Raw genomic sequence first — 11362 nt, forward strand, 5'->3', positions numbered from 1 at the left:
GCCAGTAAACGGCGGTGGTAACTATAACCATCCTAAGGTAGCGAAATTCCTTGTCGGGTAAGTTCCGACCTGCACGAATGGCGTAACGACTTCTCGACTGTCTCAACCATAGGCCCGGTGAAATTGCATTACGAGTAAAGATGCTCGTTTCGCGCAGCAGGACGGAAAGACCCCGGGACCTTTACTANAGCTTGATATTGGTGTTCGGTTCGGCTTGTGTAGGATAGGTGGGAGACTGTGAAGCGGCCACGCCAGTGGTTGTGGAGTCGTCGTTGAAATACCACTCTGGTCGTGTTGGATGTCTAACCTGGGTCCGTGATCCGGATCGGGGACAGTGTCTGGTGGGTAGTTTAACTGGGGCGGTTGCCTCCTAAAGGGTAACGGAGGCGCCCAAAGGTTCCCTCAGCCTGGTTGGTCATCAGGTGGTGAGTGTAAGTGCACAAGGGAGCTTGACTGCGAGACTGACGGGTCGAGCAGGTGCGAAAGCAGGGACTAGTGATCCGGCGGTGGCTTGTGGGAGCGCCGTCGCTCAACGGATAAAAGGTACCCCGGGGATAACAGGCTGATCTTCCCCAAGAGTCCATATCGACGGGATGGTTTGGCACCTCGATGTCGGCTCGTCGCATCCTGGGGCTGGAGTCGGTCCCAAGGGTTGGGCTGTTCGCCCATTAAAGCGGCACGCGAGCTGGGTTTAGAACGTCGTGAGACAGTTCGGTCCCTATCCGCTGCGCGCGTAGGAGTCTTGAGAAGGGCTGTCCCTAGTACGAGAGGACCGGGACGGACGGACCTCTGGTGTGCCAGTTGTTCTGCCAAGGGCATGGCTGGTTGGCTACGTTCGGGAGGGATAACCGCTGAAAGCATCTAAGCGGGAAGCCTGCTTCGAGATGAGGACTCCCACCCCCTTTTGTGGGGTTAAGGCCCCCTGTAGACGACGGGGTTGATAGGCCGGATCTGGAAGCCCTGTGAGGGGTGGAGGTGACCGGTACTAATAGGCCGAGGGCTTGTCCATAGCTGCTTGCGTCCACTGTGCGGCTCCCAGACAGCAATCCATTGCTGCTGGGTTAGCTGGAGTTTGTTCACTTAATTGAAGAGTGTGCTTGTTCGCTGACCCATTGAGGGTTTCGGTGGTCATAGCGTTGGGGAAACGCCCGGTCTCATTCCGAACCCGGAAGCTAAGCCCGACCGCGCCGATGGTACTGCATGGGGGACCGTGTGGGAGAGTAGGTCACCGCCGAACAATTATTGAGGACCTGTGGTCCCAGCGTGAGCGCTGGGACCACAGGTCCTTTTTGTTTGTCGTTCCGGTGCTACCGGAGTAAGAGGAGCGTAGTGATGACCACCAACGAGCCCGACCGGCGTGACGAGGACCGTGACGGCCGCGGCCGGCGTCGTGACGGTGACGGGCGTGGCTTCGATCGCCGGGATGACGTGCGGCGCGGGGGGCCGCGTCGTGGGGACGGGGATCGGCAGGGGCGTGGGCCGCGGCGGCAGGATGACCGTCCGCGTCGTGATTTTCGCGCTGACGGCGACCGGCCCCGTGGTGGGACGTGGCGTGACGAAGACCGGGCGCGCGGTCCTCGTCGCGACGGGCCCCGGCGTGACTTCCGCCGGGACGATGACCGGCCGCGCGGGCCGCGGCGTGACGACGACCGCCGTGGAGACGACCGGGCGCGGGGTTTCCGACGCGATGACGACCGGTCGCGGCGGGACTTCGGCCGTGGGGAGGATCGGCCGCGTCGGGATTTCCGCCGTGATGACGACCGGCCCCGTCGTGACTTCCGCAGTGGTGACGACCGTCCGCGTCGCGACTTCCGGCGTGAGGACGACCGGCCTCGTCGTGAATTCGGTCGGGGCGATGACCGTCCGCGTCGGGATTTCCGGCGTGATGATGACCGGGGGCGTGGGCCCCGTCGTGACGACGACCGGCCTCGTCGTGAATTCGGTCGGGGCGATGACCGTCCGCGTCGGGATTTCCGGCGTGATGATGACCGGGGGCGTGGGCCCCGTCGTGACGACGACCGGTCTCGTGGTGGCTTCCGTCGCGACGACGATCGCCCCCGCGGACCCCGTCGTGATTTCGGTCGGGGTGACGACCGTCCGCGTCGGGATTTCCGGCGTGATGACGATCGGGGGCGTGGGCCCCGTCGTGACGACGACCGGCCTCGCCGCGACTTCCGTCGTGACGACGACCGCTCCCGTGGCCAACGGCGTGACGGCTACGGGCGTGGGGCGCGGTTTGAGCGGCGGGATGACCGGGCGCGGGGGCCGCGGCGTGAGGGGGAGCGGGCGCCTGTGCGGCGGTTGTCCATCCCCGACGACGTCACCGGGCAGGAGGTCGACAAGGCTGTACGGCAGGAGTTGCAGAGCCTGCCCAAGACGCTTGCCGATGACGTTGCCAAGAACCTGGTCATGGTCGCCAGGCTGCTCGACGAGGACGCCCCCCGGGCGTACGAGCACGCCAAGGTGGCGCTGCGGCTCGCCTCCCGTGTCGGTGCCGTGCGGGAGGCCGCCGGCTTCGCGGCGTACCACACGGGGCGGTACCAGGAGGCGCTGGCCGAGTTCCGGGCTGCGCGGCGCATGAGCGGGCGGCCCGACCTCTGGCCGGTGATGGCCGACTGCGAGCGCGGTATGGGGCGGCCGGAGCGGGCGCTGGCGATGGCCGGTGAGCCGGAGGTGCAGCGGCTGGACAAGGCCGGGCAGGTGGAGATGCGGCTCGTGGCCGCCGGGGCGCGGCGCGACCTGGGGCAGGCCGACGCCGCCGTCGTCACCCTGCAGAGCCCGGAGCTGGCGTCGACCGGTGTGCACCCGTGGACCGCGCGGCTGCGTTACGCGTACGCCGACGTGCTGCTGGAGGTCGGCCGCGAGGAGGAGGCGCGGGAATGGTTCGCGAAGGCCGTCGAGGCCGACCACGACGGGCTGACGGACGCCTCCGACCGGCTGGCCGAGCTGGACGGCATCGAGTTCACCGACGCGCTCGATCCCGATGCCGAGGACGGCGGGGAGGAGTCTGAGGCTTTCCCGCGCGAGGCGGCCGACGTGCCCGAGGCGGGGGACGGCGACTTCACCGACGAGGATGATCCGGCCGACGGTGAGGACGACTCCCGCCCCTGACTCACTCCAGGTCCAGCGCCCGCAGCACCAGCCCCGTGGCGGGCTTCGGGCCGAACGACGTGGACTTGCGCGGCATCGTCACCCCGTCCCGCGCAAGTTCCCGTACGACATCCTCCGCCACCGGCTTCATCAGCACCGCCGTCCCGCCCAGGCGCACCGCCTGGGCGGCGGCGGCCCCGGGATCGTGGACGTAGCCGATGTGCCCCGGGTCGTCGGGGAGTTGCCAGACGTGCTCGATGAGCGTGGCGTGGAGCACCGTGGCGTCCAGGGTGCGCCACGCCTCCGGGCGGTCGGTGCGTACCGTACGGGCCAGCAGGTCCGGGTCCGGGCGGTCGACCAGGTGCAGGCCGTCCCCGCCCGCCAGGAGGAACGCGTTGCCCTCCGTCTCTTCGAGCGTCTTCAGCGCCGCGGGCAGCCGTTCGCCGAGCCGCCGGACGCGGGCGCCGTCGCCGAGGAGGCGCAGCGCGTCGGCGGGCGGCAGGGTGCGCAGGACGCGGTGGATGCCGCGGACGACGAGCGGGTGGCGGGCCGTGTCGACCAGCAGGACCAGGCCCCGGCCCCACGGTCCCGACTCGCCTGTCGCCGCGCGCTGTTCGGCCCGTAGCCGCAGGTACGTCGCCCAGCGGTGGTGGCCGTCCGCGATGAGCGCCTGCCGGCGGGCCAGGTCCGCGCGTACGGTGGCGATCTCCTCCGCGTCCGTCAGCGCCCACAGCCGGTGGGCGAAGCCGTCTTCCGTCGTCGTGGCCAGCATCGGGGTGCGCGCCGAGGCGCGCTCGACGACGGCCGCCGTGCCGGTGACCGTGCCGTCGCTGCGGTACGACAGCAGCAGCGGCTCGGGGTTGGCGGCGGTCTCCCGCATCAGGCCGGCGCGGTCGGCGACGATCTCGTCCATCACGTCCTCGTGCGGCAGCACCACGCCTTCCGCGGGCTCGCTCAGCGCCAGCAGCCCGATGACGCCCCGCTGGAGCAGCTCGCCCTTGCGCTGTTCGTACACGTAGAGCGCGGGCTGCGGGTCCGGTACGAGCACGCCCTCCGCGCGCCACCGGCGCAGGGTGTCGGCGGCGAGGCGGTGGCGGGCGGCCGGGTCGTCGGCCTGGGGGAGGATGAGGCGGACGATGTTGTGGGGGTCGGCGGTCTCCAGGTGGTGCAGCCCGTCGGGCCGGACGACGACGTCGTACGGCGGGGAGGTGACGGCGGCGAGGCTGCGCACCCGGGACGGCGCGTAGCGCAGCCCGCGGAAGGGGCGGAGGTCGAGTCCGGGTGAACGCTGCATGGACCGGATCGTATGCGCCGCGGCCCATGCGCGATGATCGAGGCGTGGATATCGCCCGTCCAAGGAGCCGCCGCCGTGAGCAGCCAGCCCGTCAGGACTCGCACCGACGCCTGCGCGGAGCCGTTGTGCACGGCGTATGACACGGCGCTGCTGGACCTCGACGGCGTCGTCTACGTCGGTGGCGCGGCCGTTGAGCACGCCGCTGACGCGCTGGGCGGCGCCCGGGCCCGCGGCATGCGGCTCGCATACGTCACGAACAACGCCTCCCGCCCCGCGGCCGTCGTCGCCGCGCAGTTGACCGGGATGGGCGTGGCCGCGGAGCCGGCCGACGTGATCACGTCGGCGCAGGCCGTGGCGCGGCTGGTGGCCGAGGAGGTGCCGCCGGGGGCGCGGGTGCTGGCGGTCGGCGGGGAGGGGCTGTACGGGCCGCTGCGGGAGCGCGGGCTGCGGATCGTGGAGTCGGCGGACGACGATCCGGCGGCCGTCGTGCAGGGGCACGGCGGGCCGGGGATGCCGTGGGGGCGGCTGATGGAGGCGGCGTTCGCGGTGCAGCGCGGTGTGCCGTGGTTCGCGTCGAACGCCGACCTGACGGTTCCGACGCCCCGGGGCATCGCCCCGGGCAACGGGGCGGCGCTGGCGGTGGTGCGGCTGGTCACCGGCGCCGAGCCGCGGGTGGCGGGCAAGCCGCAGCCGCCGATGCACCGGGAGACGATCACCAGGACGGGGGCGCGGCGGCCACTGGTCGTGGGCGACCGGCTCGACACCGACATCGAGGGCGCGTACAACGGCGATGTCGACGCGCTGCTGGTGCTGACCGGCGTGACCGGCGCTGTGGAGCTGCTGGCGGCGGGGCCGCGGCACCGGCCGGCGTACGTGGCGGCGGATCTGCGCGGACTGTCCGGTGCGCAGCCGGAGGTGGCGGTGGGCGGCGCGGGTGAGGGTGCGGACGCCGTCGCGAGGTGCGGCGGCTGGAGCGCGTCCGTGGACGGTACGGAGCCGGAGCTGCGGCTCGACGGCCAGGGGGAACCGCTCGACGGGCTGCGGGCGTTGTGCGCGGCGGCGTGGACGTACGCGGGGGAGGGCATTTGCGACCTCGACCCGGGAAAGGCGCTGGCCCGCCTTGGTCTGTGAGCGTTCCCGCGGCCACGCCGAGCGCTGCGCCGCGCGTCTGAGCGCCGCGTGTCTGAGCGCCGTGCGCGACGGGCACCGGCGGTGAGGGGCCGCGGAGGCGGCCGAGCGTGTCTTCGGGCTCACGTGCCGGGTGCCGGCCGGACCGGAGGCCGGCACGTCGCCGGTCGTCACGGCGGCGCGTACGGCGCGGGCGGTGGCGGGCGGCTGGGTCTGACCGGGGTCCTGACGGTGGTTCGGGGTACGGTCTGTTGCATGAGCGAGCCGACGCCGATGCCCGCAGCGGAGCCCGAGATCCTGCCGGAATCCGAGGCCGTGCCGGAGCCCGGGTCCGGGCCGGGACCGGAACCGGAGCCCGAGGCGGCCGAGGCCGGGCCCGGGCCGCTCGGCGTCGGGCGCACGCCCACCGGCAACGCCGACGTCGATGCCGCGCTCGACCGCCTCGCCGACGCCGACGAACTGCCGACCGGCAGCCACCTGGAGGTCTACGAGGACGCCCACGGCCGGATGCGCGAGGTGCTGGAGGAGCTGGACCGCACCCAGGGCCCGCCCCCGCCCGCGCACCCCGGCCCCGCGCCTGTGCACCCCGGCCCCGTACCCGGGAGTCCGCGCCCCGGGCACCCCGGCCCCGCGCCGTACGGTCCGGGGCACGCCCGCCCAGGACCGCCCGGGCCCCCGCCGCCCCCCGCGCCCTACGGCCACGCGCCGGTCCGCCCCGGGACCCACCCGTCCGCGTACCGGCCGGGGACCCCGTGAGCGGTGGCCGGCGGCGCCGGCTCGACGCCGAGCTGGTCAGCCGTGAGCTGGCCCGCTCGCGCGAGCACGCCGGGCGCCTTATCGCCGCCGGCCGCGTCACCGTCGGCGGCCTGGTCGCCAGCAAGCCCGCCACCCAGGTCGAGACGTCCGCCGCCGTCGTCGTCGTCCCCGACGACGACGATCCCGACTACGTCTCCCGCGGCGGCCACAAGCTCGCCGGCGCGCTCGCGGCGTTCGAGCCCCGAGGGCTGCGCGTCGCCGGCCGGCGCGCCCTCGATGCCGGCGCCTCCACCGGCGGCTTCACCGACGTGCTGCTGCGCGCCGGCGCCGCGCACGTCGTCGCCGTGGACGTGGGCTACGGGCAGCTCGCCTGGAAGCTGCAGAGCGACGAGCGGGTCACCGTCCGGGACCGTACGAACGTCCGCGAGCTGACGCTCGACCACCTCGACGGCGTGCCCGCCGAACTCGTGGTCGGCGACCTGTCGTTCATCCCGCTCGGGCTCGTACTGCCCGCGCTGGTGCGCTGCGCGGCGCCCGACGCGGACCTCGTGCTCATGGTCAAGCCGCAGTTCGAGGTCGGCAAGGAGCGCCTGGGCAGCGGCGGCGTGGTGCGCAGCGCGGAGCTGCGCGCCGAGGCCGTGCGCAACGTCGCCGGGCAGGGGGCGGCCCTCGGGCTCGGCGTGCTCGGCGTGACGGCAAGTCCGTTGCCCGGGCCGAAGGGAAACGTCGAATATTTTCTGTGGCTGCGCGCCGGTGCGCCCGCGCTGGACCCGGCGGACGTGGCACGTGCCGTGGCGGAGGGGCCCCGATGACAGACCGCACCGTGTTCCTGCTTGCCCATACGGGCCGGCCGGCGGCGATCCGCAGCGCCGAGCTGGTCGTTCGCGGACTGCTGCGCTCCGGCGTCGGCGTGCGCGTGCTCGCCGGTGAGGCGGCCGACCTGCCGCTGCCGCCGGAGGCGGAGCTGGTGGATGCGGGCCCCGGCGTGATGGACGACTGCGAACTGCTGATCGTGCTGGGCGGCGACGGCACGCTGTTGCGGGGCGCCGCGTTCGCCCGCAAGTCCGGCGTGCCGATGCTCGGCGTCAACCTCGGCCGCGTCGGCTTTCTCGCCGAGGCCGAGCGGGACGACCTCGACAAGGTCGTGGACCGCGTGGTGACGAAGGAGTACGAGGTCGAGGAGCGGATGACGCTCGACGTCCTCGTCCGCAACGAGGGCCGGACCGTGCACGAGGACTGGGCGCTCAACGAGGCGTCCGTCGAGAAGGCCGCGCGCGAGCGGATGCTCGAAGTCGTCACCGAGGTCGACGGCCGGCCCGTCTCCCGCTTCGGCTGCGACGGCGTGGTCTGTGCGACGCCGACGGGTTCGACCGCGTACGCCTTCTCGGCCGGCGGGCCCGTCGTCTGGCCCGAGGTGGAGGCGCTGCTGATGGTCCCCATCAGCGCGCACGCGCTGTTCGCCAAGCCGCTTGTGACGTCCCCGGACTCGGTCCTTGCGGTGGAGGTGCAGCCGACGAACCAGCACGGCGTGCTGTGGTGCGACGGCCGCCGCACCGTCGACTTGCCGTCCGGGGCGCGCGTCGAGGTGCGCCGCGGCGCGGTGCCGGTGCGGCTGGCGCGGCTGCACCACGCCTCGTTCACGGACCGGCTGGTGGCCAAGTTCGCGCTGCCGGTGGCGGGCTGGCGCGGGGCGCCGAACTGACGCACGGCCCGTCCCACGCGCGGTCCGTGCGTCCGGTGCGGCGGCCCGGTGGCACCCCTGGCCGCGGTGCGGGCCGGCCGCTGATCAAGACGCCCCTCGCGACGCGGGGCCGGAACCTCGTATGGTCGTACCGTGTTGGAGGAGATGCGGATCCAGTCCCTGGGCGTCATCGACGACGCGGTCGTCGAGCTGTCCCCCGGCTTCACGGCCGTGACGGGCGAGACCGGCGCCGGCAAGACCATGGTCGTCACCAGCCTCGGGCTGCTGCTCGGCGGGCGCGCGGACGCCGCGCTCGTACGCATCGGCGCCAAGTCCGCCGTCGTGGAGGGCCGGGTCGCCGTGGCTGACGGCTCGCCCGCCGCGGTACGGGCCGAGGACGCCGGTGCCGAGCTGGACGACGGCGCCCTGCTCATCAGCCGTACGGTCTCGGCCGAAGGCCGCTCCCGGGCGCACCTGGGCGGCCGGGGCGTCCCCGTGGGGCTCCTCGGCGAGCTGGCCGAGGACCTGGTGGCCGTGCACGGCCAGACCGACCAGCAGGGGCTGCTGAAGCCCGCGCGGCAGCGGCAGGCCCTCGACCGGTACGCGGGCGACGCGGTCGCCGCGCCGCTGGCCGCGTACTCGGCCGCGTACCGCAGGCTGCGCGCCGTCAGCGCCGAGCTGGACGAGATCACCACCCGGGCACGTGAGCGGTTGCAGGAGGCGGATCTGCTGCGCTTCGGCCTCGAGGAGGTCTCCGCCGCCGAGCCGCGCTCCGGTGAGGACGTCGAGCTGGCCGCGGAGGCCGAACGGCTCGGCCACGCCGAGGCCCTGGCCGCCGCCTCCGCCGCCGCACACGCCGCGCTCGCGGGCGACCCGGCGGATCCCGAGGCGATCGACGCCGGCACCCTCGTCGCGGGCGCACAGCGCGCCCTGGCGGCTGTACGGGCCCACGACCCGGCGCTCGCCGGGCTCGCCGACCGGCTCACCGAGGTCGGCATCCTCCTCGGCGACGTGGCGCAGGAACTCGCCGCGTACGGCGACGGCATCGATGCCGACCCGCTGCGCCTGGCCGCGGTGGAGGAGCGCCGCTCGGTGCTCACCCACCTCACCCGCAAGTACGGCCACGAGCCCGCCGCGGCCGGCGACGGAGCGGCCGGTGACGGCAGCGTGTCCGCGGTCCTGGCGTGGGCCGAGGCGGGCGCGGCCCGGCTCGCCGAACTCGACGGCGACGACGAGCGCATCGAGGAGCTGACCGCCGAGCGCGACGCGCTCCGCGGTGAGCTGGCGCAGGTGGCGGCGGCGCTGACCGAGGCGCGCGGCGAGGCGGCGGAACGCTTCGGCAAGGCCGTCACCGAGGAGCTGACCGAGCTGGCGATGCCGCACGCGCGGGTGACGGTCGACCTGCGCCGCACCGAGGTCGCACCGGACGCCGACGGGCTGGAGATCGACGGCCGCCGCGTCGCGTACGGGCCCACGGGCGTGGACGAGGCCGAGCTGCTGCTCGCCCCGCACCCCGGCGCCCCGCCGCGGCCGATCGCCAAGGGCGCCTCGGGCGGCGAGCTGTCGCGCGTGATGCTGGCGGTCGAGGTGGTCTTCGCCGGCTCCGACCCCGTGCCGACGTACCTCTTCGACGAGGTCGACGCGGGCGTCGGCGGCAAGGCCGCCGTCGAGGTGGGCCGCCGCCTGGCCCGGCTGGCGCGCGGCGCGCAGGTCGTCGTGGTGACCCACCTGCCGCAGGTCGCGGCCTTCGCCGACCGCCAGTTGCTGGTGGAGAAGACCAGCGACGGCGCGGTCACCCGCAGCGGCGTCACCGTCCTGGAGGGCGAGGCGCGGGTGCGGGAGCTGTCCCGCATGCTGGCGGGCCAGGAGGACTCCGAGACGGCCCGCGCACACGCCGAGGAGCTGCTCGCGTCGGCCCGCGCGGGGGCGGAGTGACCCCGGCCGTGTGACCCTGAGCGGCGCACGGGGCGGGTGTCGCGGGTGGGCCGTACGGGGCCGGTGGGGCAACCCGGCCCGTCTCCGCTGCGTCTACCGGGGTGGTCGGGCGGAATGCACCGTGCTGTCCGCTTCCTTCGTGGGCCGTCCGGGCGCGCGACGGACGTGCGGGGTGTCGCCCGGAAGAGTGGTGCATGTCTGACCTGTACGCCCGTACAGAGCGGTTGCCGGCGCCCAGCCGGGTCCGGCGGCTCCCCGGGAGTGGCATCCTGGGCAGGCCCTGCGACGCCACGGACAGGAGTTCCGGCCCAGTGAGCAGCACCCCCGCCCCGCCCCACGGCCCCACCGCGCTGCACGCTGTGCAGCTCGTCGGCCGCGGCGAGGGCGGCAGCGGGGTCCATGTGCGCTCGCTGACGGCCGGATTGGTCGCCCGGGGGATCCGGGTCACGGTGGTCGCGACCCCCGCCACCGCCGAGCGCTACGGCTTCACCGCCGTCGGCGCGCACGTCGCCCGGCTGCCCGAGCGCGGCGGGCTGGCCACCGCGCCGCTGTGCACGGCGACGGCGCTGCGCGCGGCCTGCGCCGGTGCGGACCTCGTCCACGCGCACGGCCTGCAGTGCGGGCTGATGGCGTGCTCGACGATCCTCGGCCAGCGCAGGCCGCTGGTCGTCACGTGGCATACCAGGAACCACCCGGACGGGGTGCGGGGCCGGGTGCTGCCCCTCCTCGAACGACGGGTCTCCCGGTCCGCCCGCGTCGTCCTCGGCGCCACCACCGACCTCGTCGACGGTGCCCGCCGCCGCGGCGCCCGGGACGCCCGGCTCGCGCCCATCGCCGTCCCCGCGCCCCGGCACCCGCACCCCGGCGGCGACGGCGCCGCGCTCGGCCGGGAGCGGGTGCGCGCCGAACTCGGCGCCCCGGACCGGCCCCTGGTGCTCACCGCCGCCCCGCTCGACGTGTACGGCCCTCACGAGCCGCTGCTCGACGCCGCGCGCATGTGGCAGGCGCTGCCGGAGCAGCCGCTGCTCGCCGTCGCCGGCGAGGGCCCGGCGCGCGGGAAGCTGCAGCGCCGTATCGACGCCGAGAAGCTGCCCGTACGGCTTCTGGGCCGCCGCGACGACCTGCCCCGGCTGCTGGCCGCCGCGGACGTCGCGGTGCTCTCCAGCCCGTGGGAGGCGCGCCCGGTGCTGGCGCAGGAGGCGCTGCACGCCGGCGCCCCGCTGGTGGCCACGGCCGTCGGCGGCGTGCCCGAACTCGTCGGTGACGCGGCGGAACTCGTGCCGTACGGGGACGCCCGCGCGCTCGCCGACGCGGTGACGGCCCTGCTCCACGACCCCGCCCACCGCGCGGCACTCTCCGCCGCGGGCCGCGCCCAGGCCGGCACCTGGCCGACGGAGGACGACACCGTCGCCCAGGTCCTGTCGATCTACGACGAGTTGATGACCTACACCGACGTCTGACGGCCCCGGCGCGCGGGC

At 74.1% G+C, this 11362-nt stretch carries 9 protein-coding genes and 2 rRNA genes; 9 read left to right on the top strand and 2 right to left on the bottom strand.

The genetic code is table 11. The features are described 5' to 3' along the window. Positions 1-1009, top strand: a 23S ribosomal RNA gene (locus B124_RS27125); the annotation flags it as partial. 111 nt (positions 1010-1120) lie between these two features. Next, positions 1121-1237: ribosomal RNA gene (gene rrf / locus B124_RS27130) — 5S ribosomal RNA — on the top strand. Between the two features lie 2 nt (positions 1238-1239). Here rrf and B124_RS27135 read toward each other — a convergent pair. Continuing rightward, entirely contained in the window at positions 1240-2205 is a 966-nt protein-coding gene (locus tag B124_RS27135) for a hypothetical protein (RefSeq protein ID WP_496505599.1), read from the bottom strand. Positions 2206-2292: 87 nt separating this feature from the next. On the opposite strand from B124_RS27135, the gene B124_RS27140 reads away from it, so the two are divergent. Next, the gene (locus B124_RS27140) at positions 2293-3111 is read left to right on the top strand and encodes a tetratricopeptide repeat protein (protein WP_496505600.1); all 819 of its coding nucleotides are present in this window, start codon (positions 2293-2295) and stop codon (positions 3109-3111) included. A gap of 1 nt (position 3112) precedes the next feature. Here the strand turns inward: B124_RS27140 and B124_RS27145 are convergent, their stop codons facing one another. Next, positions 3113-4384, bottom strand: a complete 1272-nt coding sequence (locus B124_RS27145) for a DUF1015 family protein (RefSeq protein WP_496505601.1) — start codon at positions 4382-4384, stop codon at positions 3113-3115. 33 nt (positions 4385-4417) lie between these two features. On the opposite strand from B124_RS27145, the gene B124_RS27150 reads away from it, so the two are divergent. From B124_RS27150 to B124_RS27175, 6 genes are all read left to right on the top strand, one after another. Next, positions 4418-5515: an HAD hydrolase-like protein gene (locus B124_RS27150; protein ID WP_496505642.1), complete on the top strand. Its 1098-nt coding sequence runs from the start codon at positions 4418-4420 to the stop codon at positions 5513-5515. 252 nt (positions 5516-5767) lie between these two features. Then, positions 5768-6268: a hypothetical protein gene (locus B124_RS27155; protein ID WP_496505602.1), complete on the top strand. Its 501-nt coding sequence runs from the start codon at positions 5768-5770 to the stop codon at positions 6266-6268. Further along, positions 6265-7080: a TlyA family RNA methyltransferase gene (locus B124_RS27160; RefSeq protein ID WP_496505603.1), complete on the top strand. Its 816-nt coding sequence runs from the start codon at positions 6265-6267 to the stop codon at positions 7078-7080. The genes B124_RS27155 and B124_RS27160 overlap by 4 nt, the downstream gene beginning before the upstream one ends. Beyond that, on the top strand, positions 7077-7970 hold the full coding sequence (locus B124_RS27165; protein WP_496505604.1) for an NAD kinase: 894 nt from the start codon (positions 7077-7079) through the stop codon (positions 7968-7970). The genes B124_RS27160 and B124_RS27165 overlap by 4 nt, the downstream gene beginning before the upstream one ends. Before the next feature lie 144 nt (positions 7971-8114). Continuing rightward, complete coding sequence (gene recN, locus B124_RS27170; protein ID WP_496505643.1) at positions 8115-9884, top strand: DNA repair protein RecN; 1770 nt, start codon at positions 8115-8117, stop codon at positions 9882-9884. A gap of 311 nt (positions 9885-10195) precedes the next feature. After that, positions 10196-11344, top strand: a complete 1149-nt coding sequence (locus tag B124_RS27175; RefSeq protein WP_496505605.1) for a glycosyltransferase family 4 protein — start codon at positions 10196-10198, stop codon at positions 11342-11344. Positions 11345-11362 lie beyond the last annotated feature (18 nt).

The sequence above is a fragment of the Streptomyces sp. CNP082 genome (genome assembly GCF_059570535.1).